Source organism: Aeromonas sp. 602200 (assembly GCF_049173895.1).
Taxonomy (GTDB): domain Bacteria; phylum Pseudomonadota; class Gammaproteobacteria; order Enterobacterales; family Aeromonadaceae; genus Aeromonas; species Aeromonas veronii_A.
Genome location: NZ_JAAKSL010000004.1, coordinates 45,540 through 67,721 on the forward strand (window position 1 = coordinate 45,540; position 22,182 = coordinate 67,721).

18 protein-coding genes are annotated in these 22,182 nt (G+C 60.9%); 8 read left to right on the forward strand and 10 right to left on the reverse strand.

Annotation, left to right across the window (positions count from 1 at the left end):
• Positions 1-63 precede the first annotated feature (63 nt).
• Positions 64-576, forward strand: coding sequence for a heme utilization cystosolic carrier protein HutX (gene hutX / locus G5221_RS07050; RefSeq protein WP_005362516.1), 513 nt, complete (start codon positions 64-66; stop codon positions 574-576).
• Positions 573-1,130 (forward strand): heme utilization protein HutZ, encoded by a 558-nt coding sequence (gene hutZ / locus G5221_RS07055; RefSeq protein WP_005335257.1) that lies wholly within the window; start codon positions 573-575, stop codon positions 1,128-1,130. The genes hutX and hutZ overlap by 4 nt, the downstream gene beginning before the upstream one ends.
• Positions 1,131-1,217: 87 nt before the next feature.
• On the opposite strand, the gene G5221_RS07060 is transcribed toward hutZ, so the two are convergent.
• Genes G5221_RS07060 through G5221_RS07070 form a run of 3 tightly spaced genes read right to left on the reverse strand, consistent with a single transcriptional unit; the run spans position 1,218 to position 3,190 of the window.
• Positions 1,218-1,601: a hypothetical protein gene (locus tag G5221_RS07060; RefSeq protein WP_005335256.1), complete on the reverse strand. Its 384-nt coding sequence runs from the start codon at positions 1,599-1,601 to the stop codon at positions 1,218-1,220.
• A 37-nt stretch (positions 1,602-1,638) separates the two neighbouring features.
• On the reverse strand, positions 1,639-2,193 hold the full coding sequence (locus tag G5221_RS07065; protein WP_005348211.1) for a cysteine hydrolase family protein: 555 nt from the start codon (positions 2,191-2,193) through the stop codon (positions 1,639-1,641).
• A gap of 25 nt (positions 2,194-2,218) precedes the next feature.
• The gene (locus tag G5221_RS07070) at positions 2,219-3,190 is read right to left on the reverse strand and encodes a ChaN family lipoprotein (protein WP_266134373.1); all 972 of its coding nucleotides are present in this window, start codon (positions 3,188-3,190) and stop codon (positions 2,219-2,221) included.
• Between the two features lie 192 nt (positions 3,191-3,382).
• Here G5221_RS07070 and G5221_RS07075 point away from each other — a divergent pair, with 192 nt between their 5' ends.
• Together G5221_RS07075 and G5221_RS07080 are read left to right on the forward strand one after the other, a co-directional pair.
• On the forward strand, positions 3,383-5,488 hold the full coding sequence (locus tag G5221_RS07075; RefSeq protein WP_266134372.1) for a TonB-dependent hemoglobin/transferrin/lactoferrin family receptor: 2,106 nt from the start codon (positions 3,383-3,385) through the stop codon (positions 5,486-5,488).
• Positions 5,489-5,777: 289 nt separating this feature from the next.
• Complete coding sequence (locus G5221_RS07080) at positions 5,778-6,932, forward strand: 3-phenylpropionate MFS transporter (protein WP_005362507.1); 1,155 nt, start codon at positions 5,778-5,780, stop codon at positions 6,930-6,932.
• A 70-nt stretch (positions 6,933-7,002) separates the two neighbouring features.
• Here the strand turns inward: G5221_RS07080 and G5221_RS07085 are convergent, their stop codons facing one another.
• From G5221_RS07085 to G5221_RS07095, 3 genes are read right to left on the reverse strand one after another with little or no spacing between them, the layout of a single operon-like run.
• Positions 7,003-8,220, reverse strand: coding sequence for a hypothetical protein (locus G5221_RS07085; RefSeq protein ID WP_266134371.1), 1,218 nt, complete (start codon positions 8,218-8,220; stop codon positions 7,003-7,005).
• Between the two features lie 6 nt (positions 8,221-8,226).
• On the reverse strand, positions 8,227-8,436 hold the full coding sequence (locus G5221_RS07090) for a helix-turn-helix domain-containing protein (RefSeq protein ID WP_201949611.1): 210 nt from the start codon (positions 8,434-8,436) through the stop codon (positions 8,227-8,229).
• Between the two features lie 7 nt (positions 8,437-8,443).
• Entirely contained in the window at positions 8,444-9,055 is a 612-nt protein-coding gene (locus tag G5221_RS07095; protein ID WP_266134370.1) for a DUF2975 domain-containing protein, read from the reverse strand.
• Positions 9,056-9,404: 349 nt separating this feature from the next.
• Here G5221_RS07095 and G5221_RS07100 point away from each other — a divergent pair, with 349 nt between their 5' ends.
• Positions 9,405-12,860 (forward strand): PAS domain-containing hybrid sensor histidine kinase/response regulator, encoded by a 3,456-nt coding sequence (locus G5221_RS07100; protein ID WP_266134369.1) that lies wholly within the window; start codon positions 9,405-9,407, stop codon positions 12,858-12,860.
• Positions 12,861-12,877: 17 nt separating this feature from the next.
• Here G5221_RS07100 and G5221_RS07105 read toward each other — a convergent pair whose 3' ends face one another.
• Positions 12,878-13,489: an arylesterase gene (locus G5221_RS07105; protein WP_227342045.1), complete on the reverse strand. Its 612-nt coding sequence runs from the start codon at positions 13,487-13,489 to the stop codon at positions 12,878-12,880.
• Positions 13,490-13,545: 56 nt separating this feature from the next.
• Between G5221_RS07105 and G5221_RS07110 the strand changes: the two genes are divergently transcribed.
• Together G5221_RS07110 and G5221_RS07115 are read left to right on the forward strand one after the other, a co-directional pair.
• Complete coding sequence (locus tag G5221_RS07110) at positions 13,546-14,241, forward strand: ABC transporter ATP-binding protein (protein WP_005354178.1); 696 nt, start codon at positions 13,546-13,548, stop codon at positions 14,239-14,241.
• Positions 14,242-14,277: 36 nt separating this feature from the next.
• On the forward strand, positions 14,278-16,725 hold the full coding sequence (locus G5221_RS07115) for an ABC transporter permease (protein WP_216975673.1): 2,448 nt from the start codon (positions 14,278-14,280) through the stop codon (positions 16,723-16,725).
• A 126-nt stretch (positions 16,726-16,851) separates the two neighbouring features.
• Here G5221_RS07115 and G5221_RS07120 read toward each other — a convergent pair whose 3' ends face one another.
• On the reverse strand, positions 16,852-17,757 hold the full coding sequence (locus G5221_RS07120) for a TIGR01777 family oxidoreductase (protein WP_421263022.1): 906 nt from the start codon (positions 17,755-17,757) through the stop codon (positions 16,852-16,854).
• Positions 17,758-18,009: 252 nt separating this feature from the next.
• Between G5221_RS07120 and G5221_RS07125 the strand changes: the two genes are divergently transcribed.
• Positions 18,010-19,539 (forward strand): cyclic diguanylate phosphodiesterase, encoded by a 1,530-nt coding sequence (locus G5221_RS07125; protein WP_266134365.1) that lies wholly within the window; start codon positions 18,010-18,012, stop codon positions 19,537-19,539.
• Between the two features lie 75 nt (positions 19,540-19,614).
• Here G5221_RS07125 and G5221_RS07130 read toward each other — a convergent pair whose 3' ends face one another.
• Positions 19,615-20,796 (reverse strand): PLP-dependent aminotransferase family protein, encoded by a 1,182-nt coding sequence (locus G5221_RS07130; protein ID WP_144714308.1) that lies wholly within the window; start codon positions 20,794-20,796, stop codon positions 19,615-19,617.
• Between the two features lie 206 nt (positions 20,797-21,002).
• A complete protein-coding gene (locus tag G5221_RS07135) occupies positions 21,003-22,070 on the reverse strand; it encodes a M28 family metallopeptidase (protein ID WP_266134364.1) in 1,068 nt (355 codons plus the stop codon).
• Between the last annotated feature and the right edge of the window lie 112 nt (positions 22,071-22,182).

Here is a 22,182-nt window from a genome sequence, read left to right on the forward strand (position 1 = left end):
GCTTTATTAGAGTAGCCGCCATGATAAACAGCGGGACAACATGGTCCCGCAAAGGGAGAAAACATGAGCATTGCACAACGCATTCACGCGCTGCTGGAGCAGGATCCCGGCGCTCATCCGTCCACCCTGGCGGCCCAGCTTGCCATCAGCGAGTGGGAGGTGGTTCGCCATCTGCCCGCCGAGCTGGTGACCCTGCTACCCGCCGATCGCGCACAAGGTCTGCTGGAAGATCTGGCCGACTGGGGCCCGGTGACCACCATCGTCGAATCAGAAGGTTCCATCTTCGAGGTAAAAGCCCCCTTCCCGAAAGGCAAGGACGCACGCGGTTACTACAACCTGATGGGCCGCGACGGTGAGCTGCATGGTCATCTCAAGCTCGACAACGTGGCGGGGATTGCGCTGGTCAGCAAGCTGTTCATGGGCAAGGAGGGGCACTCCTTCCAGTTCTTCGGCCACTCCGGCCGCTGCATTTTCAAGGTCTATCTGGGTCGCGACGAGAAACGCCAGTTGCTGGCCGATCAGGTCACCCGTTTTATGGCGCTGCGCCACAACTCTCAAGAGGAAGTCAAAGCATGAGTGAACGTCAGGAGCGTCTGCAGAACCGCCTGCAACCGGAGATCCGCGAGTTTCGCGACAGCTGCCGCACCCTGCAGCTCGCCACCGTTGATGGCGAAGGCAATCCCAACGCCAGCTATGCCCCGTTCGTGCTGCAGGAAGATGGCTACTATGTGCTGATCTCCGAGATCGCCCGCCACGCCCGCAACCTGCAACAGGTGCCGCGAGTATCCCTGATGCTGATCGAGGATGAGAGCGGTGCCCGCGAGCTGTTTGCCCGCAAGCGCTTGACCTTCGATGCGGTGGCTGAAGTGGTGGCCCGTGACGACGCTCGCTGGAGCAAGGCGGTGGCGGCACTGGAGGGGCGTTTTGGCGAGATCATCAAGGGTCTCTCCAACCTCAAGGATTTCAAACTGTTCCGCCTCAAGCCGGAGCAGGGGCTGTTCGTCAAGGGCTTCGGTCAGGCGTTCGCGGTCTCCGGTGACGAGCTGGTGGATTTCGTCCATCTGGTGGAGGGGCACAAGCGCATCGACAACGGTGCCGAGCTCACCAGCCCGGCCGATGCGCCGGTCTGAGGATCCCTGTCGACCACGACAGCCGTCATAACAAAACGGGCAGCCACTGGGCTGCCCGTTTTTATTGCGTTATCTCATCCGGCCTGTTCAATCCTGCCAGGAGGCCTTGTTGGGAAAAGCGCGACGATCGGCGTCGGTGGCCGTTTCGTTGCATTCTCCTCGCACCTTCCAGGAGGTCTGGCTCAGTACGATGTAGCCCTGGCGGCAATACTGCTTGGTCGCCAGGGTCTCGGTCAGCAGGTTCTCCTGCAACGCCTCCCGCTGCTCCAGCAACCGCTGGCTCTGGGCCGCCGAGAGGCCGCGCGGCAAGGTGTCGTTAGGCGCGGCCTCAAAGGTGAACCGCTTGCTCCCCTCCTCGTTGATGTGGGTCAGAAACAGGGGTTCCGGCCCGTCATACTTCTGGCCGGGCAAGCTGGAGCAGGCCGACAGCAGGGGAACAATCAACAACAGGGTGGCAGACAACAGGCGCACGACAGACTCCAGTGAGAAACGAGGCGAGGCTCGCAGATTAGCACGGCTGCAGGGCGGGTGTTACTGCCAGCAGCTCGTCGGTGGTGAGCAGGGTGACACTGCGCCCCTCCGGCAGGCTGAGGTGGCGCCACATCCAGTGATGGTGCTCGGTGATCTGGGCCGCGCTCAGGTGGGGGCGATCGGCGGTGGTGTGACCATCGCTCAACACCAGCACCTCGTACCCATGGGAGGCGGCACTGCGCACCGTGGTATCGACGCAAAAATCGGTGGCGCAGCCACAGAGAATGAGTCGATCGACCGGCTGCTCGGCCAGCAGGAAGGCAAGCTCGGTATCGAGAAAGCTGTCACAGGCCGTTTTGCGCACCCGGCTCTCCCCCTTGGCCGGTTGCAGCGCACTGTGCAACTGCCAACCCGGGGTGCCCGGTTCCAGTTCGGTACCGGGGGGCGAGTCATGCTGGATATAGATGACCCGTCCCTGTTGCTGCCTGACATGTGCCGCAGCCCGGTTGATATTGGCCAGCACCTGCTCCTGGCGGTAACGGGGCTCGTTGAACAAGCCTTGCTGCACATCGATGATCAGTAACACATCCATATTTTACCCGCCGTTTCCTGGAAGATTAGGGTTGCAGCCACTGGCTGCAGTCACGACTGCGGGATTGATGCAGCGCGCCCATATCTTGCTTCATCTCGTCACTGTTTTGCCAGCGCTTAGGCAGCGGCATGATGGTTACCTGCACATCGGCTGCGGGATCTGCAACAGAGGTCTCATCTGTGCGGGGCACGACCAGCGCCACCTTGAGGGCAGGATTGCGGCTGGCGATGCGACTGGCGAGTCCAAGCCCCCCCTCGACGTGGAAATTGCCGGCGATATGCATGATCTGCTGACCCGGGTGCTTGGCGAGATAATCCACCATGCTCTCGGCCATGGTGTCATCCCAGCTGGTCTGGGCGGCGAAGCGGCGGGTGTTGCTGTCGGCATCGCCATGGTGCATGGAGGCCATAAATTTCTGGCGATAGGGGTCATCCCCCAGCGTCAGCTGGCGGGCCAGCTGGCTGCGACGTGCGGCTGGCAGTTTGTCGAGCCACTCAGCCCCCTCCTGACCGACACAGCTCACCAGCGGCTTGGGGGCATTGGCGGCGATCACCGGCATCTGGTGCGCTTTGGCAAACTCTACCAATGGGCGGTAGTCGCTTGGGTAGTTGGGCCAGGCGTTGCCTTCGTGGATCAAGGCCGCTTCACCAATCTGGTTCGCCAGATAGGCATCCAGCGTCTTCTGATCGGCGCGGCTGAACTGCTCCATGGAGAGGGCCAATGGCCGCCCGTGCTGCTGGCCAGCGGTGTAGAGCCCGCTCAGCAGGCGCGATTGCAGCAGATGCACGGCGGGATGGCTGTGCAGCTCACCCACCAGAATGATGTCGGCGTCGGCAGTGCGCGCGATCGCCTGCTCCAGCGTCAGGTCTGCGTCTCCCTCGCTACTTAGCCGGTAGTCATAGAGCGTCTGCAACTGTGATGACTGGGTCGGCTGGGTTGGGGTGGCACAGGCTGCCAGTAGCAGCGGCAGGGCGAGCAGGGGAAGTCGTCTAATCATGGGATCTCACGGCTGATATGCCCGGATGCCGGTGCATCTCGGGGGCTAATAGAGAATAAGGGCAACACAGGGCGACAGTGTAAAACCAATTTGGTTCAAAACAAATGAGAATGATTTCGTTTCTTGTTGATCTTTGTCGAGAGCCGGGTAATATGCGGCCTGTTTGATAACAGTTCTCAATAAGGATTCGCTGTGACCCATCATAACGCACTCTCTCTGGTTGCCCTCGCCGTGGCGGCTGGTCTCTCCTCCCAGGTCTTTGCTGCCACCCAGAAGGCGGATGAAGTCGTGGTCGTCAGCGGCTCACGGATGGAGCAAAAACTGGAAGATGTCTCCGGCCCCATCTCGGTGATCACCGCCAAGCAGATTGAAGAGCAGGTCGTCACCAACGTCGCCGACCTGTTCCGCTACGAACCCGGTGTGACCGTGCTCGGCGGTCAGGGGGATGCGCAGACCTTTATCATCCGCGGCATGGGTGAAAACCGGGTCAAGGTGGTGCGCGACGGTGTGCGCCAGAACGATGCCTACAGCAAGGGCGGTGTCGGTCAGAGCTACTTTGATACCGACATGATCAAGCAGGTGGAAGTGGCCAAAGGGCCGGCGTCTGCCGCCTACGGCTCCGATGCGCTGGGTGGCGTGATTGCCATCACCACCAAGGATGCCAGCGACTTCCTCAAGGGCAAGGATAGTTATCTGGATGTGACCAGCGGTTACGCCTCCAGCAGCCACCAGAAGATGGCGGGCTTTACCGGCGCCTTGCGCACTGGTGAAGTGGAGAACCTGCTGCGCTACACCTGGCGCGATGGCGGTGTGACCCAGAATTTCGACTCCAGCAAGAACGACTTCGATATCGGTACCCACGCCCTGCTGCTCAAGAGCAAGTGGAACCTCTCCGATGAGCAGTTCCTCAAGCTGACCGTTGACTACCTGACCGATGGCGAGGAGCCGGATGCGGTCAAGCTCAACAAGGTCGGTACCGGTACTGCCCGTGTCTTTGATCAGCCCATCACCGACAAGCAGACCGACAACCTCTCTGTGGTGCTGGATCACGGCATCGCGCTGAATCAAGGCTGGGCTGATCGGATGGATAGCAAGGTTTACTTCGCCCGCACCAAGCAGACGCTGGATCAGTACGCCTCATCCAAGTATCCGGTCAGCCCCGGCAACCCCTATGTGACCAAAAACTCGCTGGATCACAACGTGTTCGATCAGAAGAACATCGGCGCCCAGCTGCAGTTCCACAAGGCGGTCGCCAACCACCGACTGGCCTGGGGGGCTGAATACGAGCACACCGACAACGAACGTACCCGTTACAAGGGGCCGACGACTCCCGGTGATTTTGTCGGCTACAACGAGCTGAGTTTCCCGGCTACCACCAGCGAGCGCAGTGCCCTGTGGGCCTTTGACGAGATCAAGTTTGGCGAGCGCTGGGTGCTGACCCCGGGTGCCCGTTATGACTACTACCGGATGACCCCGGACAACGATCCGGCCTACACAGGCGACAAGCTGCACAAGTTCTCCGAAGGGGAGTTGTCACCCAAGCTGGGTCTGGTGTTCAAGGCCCACGAGGCGGCCAACCTGTTCGCCCAGTACAGCCACGGTTTCAAGGCCCCCATGTATGACAGCGCCTTCTCCACCCTGAACCATCAGGCTTACGGCTATCGCATCGAGCCCAACCCGAACCTCAATCCGGAGAGCAGCGACGGCATCGATCTTGGTGTACGTGGCAGCAGCAACGGCTTCAGCTATGAAGTAGCCAGCTTCTACAACAAGTTTGAAGACTTCATCGAGATGGTGGAAGTGGGCAAAGAGGGGCGCACCGCTGTCTATCAGTACCAGAACCTGAGCAAGGCGACCACCAAAGGGGTCGAAGCCAAGGCGGATTACTGGCTCAACGACATCGTCAATGTCTGGGGCAACCTCGCCTACATCGAAGGCAAGGATGGGGATGGCAACTACATCAACAGCCTGAGCCCGCTCAACGGCTCGGTCGGTGTGCGTCTGGAACAGGCCCAATGGAACTTCAACACCGCGCTGCGCTTTGCTGACGACATGGACAAAGTCCGTAAAGACAGCAAAGGCAAGGATTACGTGAAGAGCGCCGGTTGGGGTGTGGTGGATATGTACGCCCAGTTCAACCCGATGACCGACCTGCAGCTCAACGTCGGGGTCTTCAACCTGTTTGACAAGGAGTACACCAGCTACGAGCGCATCGCCGGTCGTGCCGAGGGCTCCGATAACAGCATGATGACTGAACCGGGCCGCAACCTGAGTGCACGGGTCAAATACGTATTCTAAAGAGCAAACAACAGACGCAGATGATCAAAGGGGCTTCGGCCCCTTTTTTGTCGCCGCCATGTTGTGACGATGGAGCAGAGCAAATGTTTGCCTAAAAAAGAAACCCGCCGTGGGCGGGTGGAAGGATTGCAACACTAACCAGGAGGAGGTGTTACCAGGTAGACCCCACCTCTTCGGTAATAGTTCAATTTTATTGAATTTTTTTCGTTTTCTGCGCAGAGTTTCCATCGGGATCTGCGGGGGAGGATGGGTTATCATTCTGCTCCCGTCATCCGGTTGCAGAGGATCTATGCCCGCGTTTTCCTGGTTAGCGCTCTTTTTCGGCGCCTTCTATTTTGTCTACGGTGCTTACTTGCCGTTCTGGTCGCTCTGGCTGGAGGGGGTGGGCGTCAGCGCCGAGATGATCGGTCTCCTGCTGGGGGCGGGGATGGCGATCCGTTTTGCCGGCAACCTGATGGTGATGGGGCAGATCAAGGGGGCAGGGCATCTGCTGCCAGTTACCCGCTTGCTCTCCCTGCTCAGTCTACTGGCGTTTCTCGGCTTCTACCTCAGTCATAACCTCTGGTGGCTGGTGGGCTTGACTCTGCTGGCGAACTTTATCTATCCGACCCTGATGCCGGTGGGTGAGGCGCTGGCGACCCGCATGGTGGTGCAGGCTCACCTCGATTACGGCAAGGTGCGGCTATGCGGGTCCTTTGCCTTTATCGTCGCCTCTACTCTGGTGGGGGCGCTGGTGGGCAACTTCGGTAGTGACTGGATTTTGCACACCATGGTGGCGGGGCTGGTGCTGATGCTGCTGCTCAGCTGGCTGCCGCTCTATCCGGCGCCACAGGATAGTCAGGGCGAGCGCGCCAAGGCGTCCTTGCTGGCAACCCTGCGCAGCGCACCGGTGCGTCGCTTCCTGCTGCTGACCGCTCTGCTGCAGGGGAGCCACGCCGCCTATTACGGTTTCAGCGCCATCTACTGGAAGGCACAAGGGTATAGCGGCACCATCATCGGCTATCTCTGGGCGCTCGGGGTAGTGGCGGAGATCTGCATGTTCGCCGCCGACAAGCGTTTCCTGCAACGCTTTGGCGCCCAGAGTCTCTTTATCGCCGGTGCCATCGGTTGTGTGGTGCGTTGGGTATTGCTGGGGGCCTCGACCGAGTTGTGGGTACTGGTGCTGGGGCAACTGCTCCACTCGGTCACCTTTGGCATGAGTCATCTCGGGGCTGTGCGTTTCATGACTCGCCAGCTGCCCGCCGAGCAGTTGATCCCGACTCAGGCGCTCTATGCGGCCCTTGGCCTCGGCATGACGGTGGCGGCCCTGATGGCGCTCTGCGGCGTGCTGTTCGAGCCTCTCGGCGGTGGCATCTTCTTCCTGATGGTGCTGGTGGTCTTGCCGGTCTTCTTCCTGCGGCTGCGCCCCTTTGCGCCGTCTGCGCAGGAGAGTGCTCCAGCCTGATATTTGTCTATTTCACCTAACAAAAGGGAGAGCCACGGCTCTCCCTTTTTCGTTAGTGCGGTTTGTGGCGCTACTGCTGCTCGCCAAGATAGAGGCGGCTGAGACGGCGCCAGGTATCCGAGCCGATGGTGCCGGCAAGCAGCTCATTGGATGCAGCATCAAAGCGGCCATCCGGCAGCCAGCCCAGTTGGGGCAGCAGTTGCGCCAGCGTCACGTCATTGTGCTGCAACTCCCGCTCCAGCGCTTCCCAGAAGGCGCTCCCCTTGACGTAAAAGAGCGGGTAGTAGGAGCGATCGCCCGCCAGCACCTCGCGAGCTGCCCGATAGAGGCCGCTCTCGCTATGGGGTAGCAGTTTGCCCCGCTCGGCCAGCTCGTTGACCGCCGTGACTTGATGCAGCCGAAAGCGGCGCAGCGCTTTGATGGCAAGGTATTCGGCGAGGCTCTCGTTGATCCAGGTGGGCTGTGGAGTTGCGCGGCGAGCGCTGAGGATATGTACCGCCTCGTGGGCCGAGGTGCGCAGCAGGCGCAAGGGGGCCTGTGGCGTCGGTTTGCCAGCCTCGGTGGGGTAGTTGGCGACAAACACCTGAACCCCGGCTGCGCCGCCAAGGGAGCGGGTCGCCACATCTCGCCCCAGCCACACCAGTTGCCACGGGTGAGTGGGCGGGGCCACGTCGAGCTGAAAGGCCAGATAGTCGATGATCTCATTCAGTTGTTGCTGCAAGGCCGGCAGATCGAGCTGGTTGGCGGTCTCGTCATGGCTCAGCACCAGCCGCGGATCCGGCTTGGTGACGGGCACAGTTTGCAGACCAAATGGCAGGATCAGCGGTGGCTGGTTGACATCCGGCAACGGTTGGCAGCTGCCATCCGGCAGACACACCTTCCCTTGGCGACTCCCCTGCTGGCGCACAAAGTTACCCCATTCGGTCAATAGCCACTGGTTGGGAGCGAACAGAAGCGACTGTTGGGCCGAGGCATCCGCACCCACTGTCGGAGCCGGTGTGAGCGTGATCTGCCAGCCAACCTCTTTGCAGGAGAAGGGCTGGTTGAGGGCAACCGGCTGGTTGTCTGCAAGGCAGACCAGCGCGGGGGAAACCGGCGTGGCACTGCCCGGCAACTGACGAGCGGGGAGCAGGGTAAAAGGGGGCTTGCCCTGCATGGTGAGGCGCACTTGCAGCACATTGGCGCTGGCGCCCCGCTCGATAAGATAGCGGGGGCCGCTCGCGTCATTGCCAGCGCAGGCCCACAGCGGCAGCAGCCACAGGGCAAACAGGGTGATATGACGACTCATAAGGGGTTAGTGCTCCTGCTCGTAGCCCAGCAGATCGCCGGGCTGGCAATTGAGTTCACGGCAGATGGCCTCCAGAGTGGAGAAGCGCACCGCCTTGGCGTGGCCATTCTTGAGGATCGAGAGATTGGCCTCGGTGATGTCGATGCGCTGGGCCAGCTCGCGGGCGGTCATTTTGCGCTCGGCCAGCAGGGCATCGAGGCGGATGATAATGGGCATATGTTCCTCACACCGTCAGTTGCTGTTCATCGGCCAGCAGTTTGGCCTCGCGCATGACCAGTGCCAGCGCCGAGACGATCAATCCGGCCAGCAGCAACTGAAAGTTTGAGGAGCTGATATTGATGGTGCCGTGCAGTTCAGGGCCTTGCAGAGTGAGCGCTATATCCAGCAGTGGCGTGGTGATGATCTCGGCGATGAAACTGGCACACAGCAGCAGTCCGATCATTTTGTAACGACGGATCTGGTCGAAGGTGAACAGCATGGCGCATCGATAGCCACGAAACAGCTGGAGCAGTTGCCACAGGATGAGCATGAAAACTACATCAGGCAGCAGCATGACCAAGGTCGCCAGAAGGCGGGTACCCACATTGAGGGGGTAGTCGGCAATCGAGGGGGCCGTAGTGGTCACTACTGGTGAGGGCATGTTCAGTGGGACATTACTGAGTGTGGAACCGTCATTCACTGCCAGGGCATCGACCAGCTCCTGATGCAGATAGTCGTTGCCACCCAACAGGTGTGACCAGGCTCCCATGACGGTCATAAGTGGGGTGGCCACCAGTGCAAATAGCAGAACCCACTCGATCAGGCTGCTCATTCGTTCGAGCTTGTTGTGTTTCATCGTTTATCTCCAGATGGAATGTGACAGAAAGATTAGGGCCATGAACGGTGCTGTCAGCAGGGTCAGCAGCAGGCACCATTCGATCAGGTCGCTGATGTGTCCGAGCGTATGGTGTTTCATCGTTTCACCTCTTGCTTGAAAGAGAAAAAAAAAGATGGAGCGTGCGCGCATGAAATTATTGTTTATCAATAAACAGATGCTAGTGTTTATCGTTTTGCGATATAGAGTCAAGGCTAAACTTATTGAAAAACGATAATTTCAATCTGTCCGAAGGGGATGACTTTTGGCTGCAGCCTCTCTAGACTGGCGAGGCTGTATACAAAAACTCAACATGGACAAGGAGTTATCGATGCACCAGGGATGGCTGCTGATCGGATTGTCGCTCACCTATCTGGGGCTGCTGTTTCTGATCGCCTTCGTGGCAGACAAGCACAAACGGCACCGTCTCAAGGGACAACCGCTGCTCTACAGCCTGTCGCTGGCAGTCTACTGCACCTCCTGGACCTTCTTCGGCACCGTGGGTCAGGCGAGTGAATCCCCCTGGTCGCCAGTGCCCATCTACCTCGGCCCCATGCTGGTCTTTCTGTTTGGCTGGCGGCTGCTGGCTCGCCTTATTCTGGTGGCCAAGCGCGAGCACATCACCTCCATCGCCGACTTTATTGCCGCCCGTTACGGCAAATCCCAGCGGCTCGCCATGGTGATCGCCCTCATCGCCATCATGGGGATCCTCCCCTATCTGGTGTTGCAGCTCAAAGCCATCGTCACCGGGCTGGATCTGCTGATGGTCAACAGCGGCGGCATCAGCCCGACCAGCAATACCAGCGAGCTGGCGCTCGGGGTCACTCTGCTGCTGGCGCTGTTCAGCATCCTGTTCGGTACCCGCCATCTCGATGCCACCGAGCACCACAGGGGGATGGTGGTGGCCATCGCTTTCGAGTCAGTCGTCAAATTGCTGGCCTTTATCGCGGTGGGGGGCTTCGCCCTCTGGCTGATCCTGAGCAAACCGGGCGAGGCTCACGAGCAGGTGACCCGCGACTTCTTTGCGCAGGTGGTGGCGGTGAGCCCCGGCAACCTGCTGGAGCTTGCCATCTATACGGTGCTGGCGATGTGCGCCGTCATCTGCCTGCCGCGCCAGTTTCATGTGACTGTGGTGGAGAACAATCAGGGGCAGGATCTGCACTGGGCGCGCTGGATCTTCCCGCTCTACCTGTTTGTGATGGGGCTCTTTATCTGGCCGCTGGCGCTGGCGGGCAAGCAGTGGGTGGGGGCCGACATGGCCTCCGACACCTATGTGATCAGTTTGCCGATGGCCCTCGGGTTCGATGGCATGGCGATGCTGGCGTTTCTCGGCGGCACCTCGGCGGCCACCGGTATGGTGATCGTCTGCACCATCGCACTGGCGATCATGGTGAGCAATGATCTGGTGCTGCCGGTGCTGCTGCGCCGCTTCTGGCGGCAGGGGCGCGATGAGCGGCTGGTACGGCTGCTGTTGCAGGTGCGCCGTGGCGCCATCCTGCTGATCTTGCTGGCGGCCTGGGGGCTCTACCTCTGGCTCGGCGATCTCACCAGCTTGTCGCGCATCGGCTATCTCTCCTTTGGCGCGGTGGCCCAGTTTGCGCCGGCCCTGCTGCTCGGCCTCTACTGGCGTCATGGCAATCGCAAGGGGGTCTATCTTGGGTTGAGTCTCGGGGTGAGCCTCTGGTTCGTCACCCTGCTGGTGGAGAGCGGGCTGCTGGCGGGCTCGCCCTTGGCCGAGCTGCTGGCGCCGCCGGACTGGCCCGCGTTTCGCGAGCTGAGTCTCGGGGCTTGGTGCATCTTCCTGAGCCTGCTCTTCAACCTGCTCGGCTATGTGGCCGGTTCCTTGCTATCGCGCGCTGCGGTGAGCGAGCGGCTGCAGGCTGCCAACTTTGTCGGCAAGCCGAGCCGCGATACCGCCGCCCTCTATCAGGCGCGGGTCTCGGTCAAGGAGCTGGAGATGCTGGCGGCCCGCTTTGTCGGCTCAAGCCGGGTCAAACGCGCCTTTGGTCGCTTCGCCGGTGAGCGCGGCGGCACCCTGGCGCCCCAGATGCAGGCCTCGGCCGAGCTGATTGCCCACACCGAGCGGCTGCTGGCGGGGGTGTTTGGCACCTCGTCGGCACGGCTGGTGCTCGCCTCTGCCCTGCAGGGGCGCAACATGCAGCTCGAGGAGATCGCCACCATAGTCGATGAGGCCTCCGACGTGTTTCGTTTCAACCGCGGCCTGCTGCAGGGGGCGATCGAGCATATCGGGCAGGGGATCTCGGTGGTGGACAGGGAGCTTCGGCTGGTGGCCTGGAACCGCCGTTACATCGAGCTGTTCCACTATCCGCCGGGGCTTATTCAGGCAGGGCGTCCCATCGAGGAGATCATCCGCTACAACGCCCAGCAGGGGCTCTGTGGCCCCGGCGATATCGAGGATCACGTGGCGCGGCGCGTCGCCTTTATGAAACGCGGCAGCGCCCATATCTCGGCGCGGGAGCGCCCGGACGGGCGGGTGATCGAGATGCAGGGCAACCCCATGCCCGCCGGTGGTTTCGTCATGACCTTTACCGACATCACTCCGTTTCGCGATGCGGAGCGGGTGTTGCGCGAAGCGAACGAACATCTGGAGGCGCGGGTGGCCGAGCGCACCCGTGAGCTCTCCGAACTCAACCGCCAACTGCTGCTGGTGAACCAGCAGGTGGAGCGGGCCAATCAATCCAAGAGCCGTTTTCTGGCGGCGGTCAGCCACGATCTGACCCAGCCCCTCAATGCCGCCAAGCTGTTTACCTCCTCCCTGCTGGAGATGTTGCCCGATGCTGGCGAGCAGGCGCGCATCGCCCGCCATATTGACGATGCGCTGGGGGCGACCGAGGATCTCATCACCGATCTGCTCGATATCTCGCGGCTCGAAGCGGGCAAGTTCAAAGCCAAGAAGCTCGACTTTGCCCTGCGCGATCTGCTCGACAACCTCAAGGCTGAGTTTGGCGTGTTGGCGCAGGCGGGGGGGATCCACTTCTCGGTGGTGGAGAGCAAGCACGCGGTACACAGCGATGTGCGGCTGCTGCGTCGGGTGCTGCAGAACTTCCTCACCAATGCGTTTCGCTACAACCCGGGGGGCCGGGTGCTGCTCGGTTGTCGCCGGATGGGGGAGAAGATCCGCATCGAGGTGTGGGACAACGGCCCCGGCATCCCGCAGGACAAGCAGGAGGCTATTTTTGACGAGTTCTCCCGTCTCGATCACTCCCGTACCGCCAAGGAGCAGGGGCTGGGTCTGGGGCTTGCCATCGCCCGCGGCATCTCGCAGGTGCTCGGTCATCAGCTCACATTGCAGAGCTGGCCGGGCAAGGGATCGGTCTTTGCGGTGACCCTCAATCTGGCGACCCGGCCGGTCACGGCCCATCAGCTGGCGGCGCCGGTGGTGCGTGACAGCCAGCTGGAGGGGGTAGCCGTGCTCTGTATCGACAACGAGCGGGACATTCTGACCGCCATGAGCACCCTGCTCGGCCGTTGGGGCTGCGAGGTGCGCTGCGCCGTCGATCTGGCCGAAGCCGAGGAGCTGGTGGCACAAGGGTTTGTGCCGAGACTGGTGCTCTCTGACTACCACCTCGACGACGGCAAGACCGGGTTGGAGGCGCTCGCTGCCCTGCAACGAGTGTGTGGCGACGAGCTGGGAGGCATCATCATCAGCGCCGATCGCAAGAGCGAGCTGCAGGCGCAGATCCGCGAGCGGGGGTATGGCTACATCAGCAAACCGGTCAAACCGCTCAAACTGCGGGCCCTGATGAACAGCCTGCTGCTGAGTTAAACAGGGGGAGATGTTTCTTATGGCTCCATAAGGGGCTCAATAAAACCGGCTACCTTGTCGCGGATCTTGGGCTGGGCCGCAGGGGTGGGATGAATACCATCGTTCATCATAAGTTCAGGGCGCAGCGCAATATCATCCATGAAGAAGGGCAGCAGGGGCAGATCGTTAGCCTGGGCCAACTCGGGAAAGATCTGTTCGAACTGGCGCAGATAGCGGGCACCGTAGTTGCGGGGCAGCTGGATTTGGGTCAACACCACACGGGTCTGCTGCTCCTTGGCGAGCGCGATCATGCTGGCCAGATTTTGGCGGGTAATGGTCGGTGCGAAGCCGCGCAGGCCATCGTTGCCCCCCAGTTCGATCAGCAGCCAGTCCGGCTTGTGCTCCTTCAGCAGAGCGGGCAGACGGGCCAGCGCCCCCTGGGTCGTTTCACCGCTGATGCTGGCATTGAGCAGGGTGTGTTTGCCCCCCTCCTCCTGCCATTTCTGGTTGAGCAGGGCAGGCCAGCTCTGCTCAGCCTGCATTTGATAGCCGGCGCTCAGACTGTCACCCAGCACCAGCAGGGTCTGGGCCTGAGCCGACGAGAGCAGGCTGCCGAGGCCAACAAACAAGGCAAATAGAATACGCACCATCAATTCAACTCCCGCTATGGATTGTCATCAAGGGATTGGAACAAAGGATACAGAGCATGAGTTCAACCCCCATTATTGTCGTCAAGGGCCTCGGCAAATCGGTTCGCCTCGGCCAGGAAAGCCTCACCATCCTTGAAGGGATCGATCTGCAAGTCAATAGTGGCGAGACGGTGGCTCTGGTCGGTGCCTCCGGCTCCGGCAAGTCCACCCTGCTGGGGCTGCTGGCCGGGCTCGATCTGCCGAGTCAGGGAGATATCGAGATCCTCGGCAAATCCCTTGGCGAGCTGGATGAGGAGGGGCGGGCCCGATTGCGCGCCGAGCAGATCGGCTTTGTGTTCCAGTCGTTCCTGCTGCTCCCGACCATGACGGCGCTGGAGAATGTGATGCTGCCCGCCGAGCTGCGCGGCGAGCGGGATTGCGAACCAAGAGCCCGCGAGCTGCTGGCCGCGGTCGGGCTTGGCGAGCGGTTGCATCATCTGCCGCCACGGCTCTCAGGCGGTGAGCAGCAGCGGGTGGCCATCGCTCGTGCCTTTATGACCCGCCCCAGTCTGCTGCTGGCGGACGAGCCGACCGGCAACCTCGACAGCAAGACCGGCGAGAAGGTGATCGAGCTGCTGTTTGAACTCAATCGCAAGCACGGCACCACGCTAGTGGTGGTAACCCATGATCATCAGCTGGCCGAACGCTGCCAGCGGCAAGTGGTCATGACGGCGGGCAGACTGGAGCGCGAGGTGGCCCATGATGTGGTGTAACGGGGTGAGCTGCGGGTCAGGCGGGAGATGCAAGGGATGATGCAGTGGCGATTGGGATGGCGACTGCTGCGCCGGGAAGGTTTCAGTGGCGAGCTGCGCTGGTTTGTGCTGGCGCTGGCCCTGAGCGTGGCGTGTGTCTTGAGTGTGGCATTGGTGGCGGATCGGCTCGATGCCGGACTCAAGGCGTCGGGCCGCGACTTTATCGGGGCTGATCGGGTGCTGCGCACCGCGGCCGCCCTGCCGGATGGCTGGCTGGCCCGAGCGAAGCAGGATGGCTTGGCGGTGCAGACCACCGTCAGCTTCAACAGCATGCTGTTTCACGGTGATGCGCTGCAGCTTGCCTCCATTCGGGCCGTGCCCGATGGTTTTCCCTTCTACGGCAAGCTCACTCTGGAACCTGCCCGCGCCCCGGCTCCCGGCGAGATCTGGCTCTCCGCCCGGGTGATGCAGCTGCTCAAGGCCAAAACGGGGGATGAGCTGGAGGTGGGCAATACGGTGCTCAAGGTGGCAGGCCTGCTTGGCGAGGAGCCGGATCAGGGCTTCAGCCCCTTCCTGCTGGCGCCGCGTGCGCTGATCCACAGTGCCGATATCGAGGCGACCGGTGCTCTGCTCCCCGGCAGCCGCCAGCAGTGGCGCTATCTGTTCAAGGGGCCGCGGGAATCGCTGGCCCGTTACGAGCAATGGTTGTTGCCGCAATTGCAGGCCGGACAGAAGTGGATCAAACCGGATGACAGCGAATCCCAAGTGGGTCGCTCGCTGGCCAATGCCGAGCGTTTCTTCCGGCTTGCCTCGCTAAGCGGGGTGTTGCTGGGGGCGTTGGCGATGGGGATTGCGGTGCGCCACTTTGCCGAGCGCCAGACCAATATGGTGGCGCTGCTCAAGACGCTGGGGGCATCACGTCGCTCGCTCTGGCAACTGATGGGAACCCTGCTGCTGTCGCTGACGCTGATCGGTGCGCTGCTGGGTCTGGTAGCGGGCACCGTCATGCAGTGGATCACCTTGCAACTGCTGGGGGACCTGTTGCCGCCGGATCTGCCGCCCCCATCCTGGCGTCCCTTTGCGCTGGGGGTGGCGGTGGCGCTCTTTATCACCCTGCTGCTCGCTTTTGTGCCCTTCTTGCGTCTGCTGAAGGTGCCGCCGCTGCGGGTATTGCGCCGGGAGCTGGAGGCGGGTATTCCCCCCTGGCTGGCCCTGCCGGTCGGCCTGTTCGGGCTGTTTGCGCTGGTCTGGGGCTTTACCGCCGATGTGCGGCTGGCGCTGGGGCTGGTGGGGGGCATGGGCTTGCTGATGGGGCTGTTGGCCCTGCTGGCAGCCCTGATGTTGCGGCTGGGGACGAAAGTGAGCGGACCTCATGCCTTGCGGCTGGCGCTGGCCCACCTGTCGCGCGAGCGCAGCAGCGGCCTGTTTCAGCTGGCGGGCTTTGCGCTGGCGCTGATGCTGTTTGGCTTGCTCTGGGCGGCCCGGGTCGATCTGCTGGATGAGTTTTCGGCTCGTCTTCCCGTCGATGCGCCCAACCGTTTTCTGGTCAATGTGGCCGAGAACGAGCGGGAGGGGATCCTGAGCGAACTGGCGGCAGCCGGGGCCACCACTTCCGATTTCTATCCCATGGTGCGTGGCCGGCTGACTCATATCGCCGGTGAGGCGGTGGGCGAGGGAGCGAGTAGTGGTCGTGAAGGGGTCGATCGGGAGCTTAACTTCACTACCACGGCGACCCTGCCAATCGACAATAAGCTGGTGGCCGGGAAATGGCTTGCCGGGCCCGGCGAGGTGTCGGTGGATAACGAGCTGGCCAAGCGGCTCGATATCAAACTGGGGGACATGCTCGCCTTTACCATCGAGGGGCGCAGCTTTGGCGCCAGGGTCACCAGTTTGCGCAGCATCAAGTGGGACAACATGCGCCCCAACTTCTACATGATCTTCTCCGAGGATCTGCTGGCACCCTTCTCCCGTACCTGGCTTGGTAGTTACCGATTGCCCGAGGCGGGGCGCTCTGCCGAGGTGGAGTTGATCCGCCGCCACCCCACGGTGAGTCTTATCGATGTGGATGACCTGATTGCGCGGCTCACTCAGGTATCGGAGCAGGTGAGCCGGGCGCTGGCGCTGATGCTGGGGCTGGTGACAGTGGCCGCACTGCTGGTGCTGCTGACCCAGACCCAGGCCAGCATGGCCCAGCGTCGGCGAGAACTGCTGCTTATGCGCACCCTGGGGGCCAGCAGCGAACTGCTGAAAAAGATGCTGCGTTGGGAGCTGGTGGCCAGTGGTGCGCTGGCGGGGCTCTGTGCCGCCATGGTGGTGGAGCTCTGCTCCTTTGGCCTGCAGTGGTGGTGGTTCGAGGGGCAGTGGCAGTTCCACTGGGCCATCTGGCTTGGCCTGCCAACGTTGGGGGCGCTGCTGGTGACGCTGGCGGGGCAGGGGATGCAGCGCCAGCTGCTGGCTGGCACCCTGAGCGATCGGCTGCGGGGGCTGGGTCAGGGACTGTTGTAATCCTGCCGGCGCGAGCCGATGCCACAGAGTGCAATAGCGCAGCCACAATAAACAAGCAGCCCGGCCATTGGCCGGGCTGCTTGCTATGTGAGGTGCTGACGAGTAGATGCAGCGAGCGGGTGTGACTTAGCGGGGCTCGCTCAGCAGATTGGTGAGGGCGCTCGACAGCTCGGGATAGCTGAAGTGAAAACCGGCCTGTTGCAGCCGTGCTGGTATCACCTTTTGTCCGGTCAGCAGCAGATCTGCCGCCTCCCCCATCACCAGTTGCAACAGCGGCGCAGGGACGAAGAAGAGGTGTGGACGGTGCAGCGTGGTGGCAAGGGTCTGGCTGAACTCCCGGTTGCTGACCGGATGGGGCGCAGTGCCGTTGAAGATGCCGCTGCACTCTTCGTGCTCCAGCAGGAACAGCATGGCGCGTACCAGATCCTGCACATGGATCCAGCTCATCATCTGGCTGCCTGACCCCATAGGGCCGCCGAGTCCGAGTCGGTAGGGGGGGAGCATTTTGGGCAGGGCGCCGCCATCCATGCCAAGCACCAGCCCGATCCGCACGATACAGACCCGGGTTTGGCGGCTTTGTGCCTCCTGCGCCAGGGTTTCCCACTGCTGGCAGAGCTGGTGGGTAAACTCGTCGTTGGGAGAGCGGCACTGCTCGTCGAGGGTTTCGGTGCCCTGTCTGCCATACCAGCCTATGGCGGAGGCGTTGATCAGCACCTTGGGCGGCGTGCTGGATAGCTTGATGAGATCTACCAGTTGCTCGGTCAGTAGCCAGCGGCTATCGCAGAGCAGCTGTTTGCGCGACTCGCTCCAGCGTCCGGCGGCGATGGGTTCACCCGCCAGATTGATCACTGCGTCCACGTCATTGAGGTCATCGAGCCGGTCAAGGTTATCCAATACCTTGATATCGTGACCGAGCAGGGAGTAGGCGCGGCTCCCCTGCCTGCTCAATACCACGACCTCGTGATTGACCTTGAGATGGGCAACCAGCTTGCGGCCGATAAAGCCGGTTCCTCCGGTAATCAGAATCTTCATCGTTGCACGCTCCTGCTGCCGTTTGCTCTACTCTAATGGCGTCGTCCTCCTTCAACAAGTGGACGAGTTTGACACGTTTTGTTCATTCGACTGATGTTAACTCTATCCTCTTCTTGCGACATATTGTTGAACAATAGTTTGAATTGATTGATTTTTGTCGGGTGGACATTTGTTGTTCAATCGCTATTATGGCAACCCTTTCGCCTGTCCACCGGGGCTGTCACCCACCATCCGAGCATCAAAGAGGCCGCCATGCCATTTCGTCGTTTGAAACTTCGCCAGCTTTACTCGAGGATTCTGGTGGCACTACTGATGGGGGGCGGGATCCTGCTGCTGGGGGTTGTTGCCGTTATCTGGCAGACAGTGACCGAGATAGAGCATGATTCCGATTCACGCTTGCAGCATGCCCGGATGATGTTTGATCGCTCCATCGGCCATGCCCGGCAAGCGGCCATCAATGTGGAGGGGATGCTTGGTCACCCCTGCAAGGAGGCGGCACAACTGCTGCGCGAACAGGTGGCCACTGTGCCTGATGTCCGCTCTGCCAATCTGACTATAGGAAATCGTATCTATTGCACCTCGCTCTATGGTGACTACGATGGCCCCTTCAACCCTGACAGTTATGTGGATGGCAGGCTGCAACTGCTGCCAGGCAATGAGGTCACACCGGATCGCCCCCTGATCGTGCTGCGCCACGAAACGGACAAGGGGAGTGTGCTGATCGGTGTGGATGGCTACTACCTGCGCAATACCCTGGAGATCTCCAGCAAGAACTCCCCGATGGCTCTGGTGGTGGGGCAGAGGGCACTGTTTGGCTCAGGTCAGTTCGGGGCGGCGCCCTCTCCGGCAGAAGAGGGTTATATTGCCCTCGCTTCGGCCGATTTCCCCTATCAGGTCGTCACCCGGATCACGGTGCATGATTACTTGAGCCACGCATGGCGCTACTCCAGAGATACCTTGATCCTCTCTCCACTGCTGGCGCTGCTGATTGGATTCGGCACCTTCAGGCTGATGGGGCGTAGCAGCTCACCAGCGGAGGAGCTCAAGCGGGCGTTGATCGAGGAGGAGTTTATCCCCTACCTGCAGCCGGTGGTCTCCGGTGAGGATGAGCAGTGGCGTGGCTGTGAGGTGCTGATGCGCTGGCAGCATCCCAAGCAGGGGATGATCTCGCCGGATCGCTTTATCCCGCTGGCGGAAGATAGCGGCCTGATCGTGCCCATGACCAGCCTGTTGATGGCCGAGGTGCGTGACCACTTCTCCCCTTATGCCCGCAAGCTGCCGGCAAAGTTTCATTTTTGCTTCAATATCAGCGCCAAGCACTTCCAGGATCTCGACCTGTTGGCTGACTGCAAGGCCTTTCTCGACGCGTTTAAGGACAATCCCGTTGATTTGGGGTTGGAGCTGACGGAGCGGGAGCTGCTGGTGGCTGATGAGACAACCGCCCGGATGTTTGCCGAGTTGCGCAAACTGGGCGTGTTGATCGCTATCGATGACTTTGGCACCGGTCACTCCAGTCTGACCTATCTGCAGCAGTTTCAGGTCGATGCAATCAAGATTGACCGGAGCTTTGTAGAGATGATCGGTACGGATGCACTCTCCAGCCATATCGTTGAAAACGTGATTGATCTGGCGAAGCGACTTGAATTGATCCTGATCGCGGAGGGGGTCGAGAAGCAGTCGCAGGCGGACTACCTGCGGGCTCGCCACGTTGACTATCTGCAAGGATATCGCTACGGCCGCCCCATTCCGATGAAGCAGTTTTGCAAGACCCTGTTTGGCTGAACGGGTGAATGGGGAGCATAAAAAAAACCAGCGAGCGCTCGCTGGTTTTTTGTTAATACGGTTTGGCTTGGGCGTTCAGAGCATCCGCTGGAGGGCGCGTGCCAGCCGCTTGACCCCCTCCTCGATGGTCGCCTCATCGACGCAGGAGAAGCTCAGGCGCAGGGTGTTCTTGATTTCGGGGCGTACATAGAAGGGGGCGCCGGGCACGAAGGCTACCTTCTCCTTGATCGCCTCATCAAACAGGGCCATGGCGCTGATGTGGGCTGGCAGAGTCAGCCAGAGGAACATGCCCCCTTCCGGTCGGGTGTAGCTGACGCCGGGCGGGCAGTGACGGGCCAGCGCAGCCTCCATGGCGGCACGCTGGCGGCCATAGACCTCTTTGATTTTCTCCAAGTGAGCGTCGAGGGAGTTGTCGGTCAGGAAGCGGTGCAGCACCTGCTGGCTGAAGGCGTTGCTGTGCAGATCGGTGGCCTGCTTGGCGATGGTCACCTTCTTGCGTAGCCACTCCGGCACCAGCATCCAGCCCAGACGGAAGGCGGGCACCACGGTTTTGGAAAACGAGCCGAGCAGCACGGTATTGTTTGGTGCCAGCTTGGCAATGGGGGGCAGATGCTCCCCTTCGAAGCGCAGCTCGCCGTAGGGATCATCTTCCACCATCAACAGCTCGTGGCGCACCAGTCGCTCGGCCAGTGCCTCGCGGTTGGCACGGTTGTAGGAGACACCGCTCGGGTTCTGGAAGTTGGGCACGCCGTAGAGCAGCTTGGCATTGGATCCGCTTGCCAGCAGCGCATCCAGCGCCGCCAGATCCAGACCCTCTTCTTCAAGGGTGATCGGCTTGAAGGTGGGTTGATAGACAGAGAAAGCCTGAATGGCGCCAAGGTAACCCGGCTCTTCGATGATGAGATCCTGACCCTCGTCGATCAGCACCTTGCCCAGCAGATCCAGCGCCTGCTGGGAGCCGCTGGTGATGAGGATGTTGTCCGGATTGACCTGCATGCCGTGGCGGGTCAGATAGCGGTCGGCAATATATTGGCGCAGCGGGGCGAAGCCTTCGGTCGCCGCATATTGCAGGGCGGCAGCCCCTTGCTCGCGTAGCACATCCTGACAGGCCTGATCGATCGCCTTGACCGGAAACAGGTGGGGATTGGGCAGGCCACCGGCGAAGGAGATGATCTCCGGATTGGCGGCAACTTTGAGGATTTCACGGATAAAGGAAGGTTCAACCTTCTCGAAGCGCTGGGCAAAAAACGGCTGCATAGACAATTCTCTCGGCATATGGGCGGTCGCTCCATTCGACCGCCAGGTTATCCGTTTGTATCAGATTTCAGAAATGAGGCAATGATTGTCACAAAAATCGCCAAAAAAGGGCAGGTTTGGCACCTGCCCGAATTTTACCTGCCCGTGTGGCTCCCATGAATTGAAATGAGTTAGGGCGATCTTGTTTTGTGGACAAGCAACTGACCTTACAAACCCGGTTCCTTGAGGAAGCGGATCATCAGGTCGGTGTTGGCGCCAAGTTGGCTTTCTACTCTGCCAGGGAATAGTTCCGCCATCTTGTCGAGGCGGTCGTACTGGGTGTGCCAGATTTTTCCCCACTGGGTTTCGCTGTCACGATCGCAGGCGCTCTTGGTGGTGGCGTCATAGCAGTCCCACAGCGCTGGATTGGTGCTTTGGGAGTAGCCGTCATAGCCATCAGCGCCGTTGATGGTGAAGTTGGTCGCTTCAACGTAGGCGATCGGCACCCCCAGGCAGGCAAAGGGAGCGTGATCTGACCAGCTGCCAGTCTCCCCTTCCGGATAACCGCTGTAGCTGGGATGAATGGCAAACGGGGTCGCAGTCTGTTTGGAGAGGGTAAGCAGGCGATCCCGCACCTTGGGATCGAAGCTGTAGCGGCTCGGATCTGTGCAGTTGTATTCGGCGACGTCCGAGTGGGCTGAGTGGACGTAGACGATGTCGCCCCCGGCGATGGTGTCGTAGTTCACCATCGCCAGCAGCTTGGCGACGGCGCTGCTGTCGAGGCTGGCGGCATAGGCTTTGGAGCCGTTGAGACCGTTCTCCTCCGCCCCGAAGAATGCAAAGCGAACCGTGTAGGGCAAGGTTTGTCCTTTAAGCGCCTCAGCCACTGCCAGCAGGGCTGCGACGCCAGCGCCGTTGTCGGTGGCTCCTTCAGAACCTTTCTTGTCGCCCGTACTGTCGTAGTGGGCGCCGATCAGGATCACCTTGTCACTTGTGCCCTTGAGCTCAGCGATCAGGTTTTGGGAGTTTTTACTGGCGCCGCTTTTGGTGTAGGTGAAGGGTTGGCGTTGCACATCGTAGCCCCAACCGGTCAGATGGTCCTGGATCCATGCCGCGGCACGAGTTTCTGCCTCTGTCCCCGTGGGGCGCGCGCCAATCCCTTCTGCGGTTGAGCTCAACTGCACCAGATACTCATAGGCCTGCTCGGCGGCAGCAGGGGTTTGTGAGTCATTTGTTGATGTGTCGCATCCCGCAAGCAAAGTGGTGATGGCAAACGCCAATGCTCTGTATTTCATACTGCAATCCTTTGTTGTGTATGGTTTTATTTGCGCAGGCAGCATGTACTCGACGCGTGACCGATTCTGTGAACGGGTCGGCATTTGTCAACTGTTGTCAATGAAATGGAGA

Bases quoted from the DNA above. Each gene is read 5' to 3' on its own strand.
- G5221_RS07085 (WP_266134371.1), bottom strand. From the start codon at position 8,220: ATGAGTCGTCATATCACCCTGTTTGCCCTGTGGCTGCTGCCGCTGTGG.
- G5221_RS07130 (WP_144714308.1), bottom strand. From the start codon at position 20,796: ATGCAGCCGTTTTTTGCCCAGCGCTTCGAGAAGGTTGAACCTTCCTTT.
- G5221_RS07080 (WP_005362507.1), top strand. From the start codon at position 5,778: ATGCCCGCGTTTTCCTGGTTAGCGCTCTTTTTCGGCGCCTTCTATTTT.
- G5221_RS07115 (WP_216975673.1), top strand. From the start codon at position 14,278: ATGATGCAGTGGCGATTGGGATGGCGACTGCTGCGCCGGGAAGGTTTC.
- G5221_RS07135 (WP_266134364.1), bottom strand. From the start codon at position 22,070: ATGAAATACAGAGCATTGGCGTTTGCCATCACCACTTTGCTTGCGGGA.
- G5221_RS07065 (WP_005348211.1), bottom strand. From the start codon at position 2,193: ATGGATGTGTTACTGATCATCGATGTGCAGCAAGGCTTGTTCAACGAG.
- G5221_RS07070 (WP_266134373.1), bottom strand. From the start codon at position 3,190: ATGATTAGACGACTTCCCCTGCTCGCCCTGCCGCTGCTACTGGCAGCC.
- G5221_RS07100 (WP_266134369.1), top strand. From the start codon at position 9,405: ATGCACCAGGGATGGCTGCTGATCGGATTGTCGCTCACCTATCTGGGG.
- G5221_RS07090 (WP_201949611.1), bottom strand. From the start codon at position 8,436: ATGCCCATTATCATCCGCCTCGATGCCCTGCTGGCCGAGCGCAAAATG.
- hutZ (WP_005335257.1), top strand. From the start codon at position 573: ATGAGTGAACGTCAGGAGCGTCTGCAGAACCGCCTGCAACCGGAGATC.
- G5221_RS07110 (WP_005354178.1), top strand. From the start codon at position 13,546: ATGAGTTCAACCCCCATTATTGTCGTCAAGGGCCTCGGCAAATCGGTT.
- G5221_RS07120 (WP_421263022.1), bottom strand. From the start codon at position 17,757: ATGAAGATTCTGATTACCGGAGGAACCGGCTTTATCGGCCGCAAGCTG.
- G5221_RS07125 (WP_266134365.1), top strand. From the start codon at position 18,010: ATGCCATTTCGTCGTTTGAAACTTCGCCAGCTTTACTCGAGGATTCTG.
- G5221_RS07095 (WP_266134370.1), bottom strand. From the start codon at position 9,055: ATGAAACACAACAAGCTCGAACGAATGAGCAGCCTGATCGAGTGGGTT.
- hutX (WP_005362516.1), top strand. From the start codon at position 64: ATGAGCATTGCACAACGCATTCACGCGCTGCTGGAGCAGGATCCCGGC.
- G5221_RS07105 (WP_227342045.1), bottom strand. From the start codon at position 13,489: ATGGTGCGTATTCTATTTGCCTTGTTTGTTGGCCTCGGCAGCCTGCTC.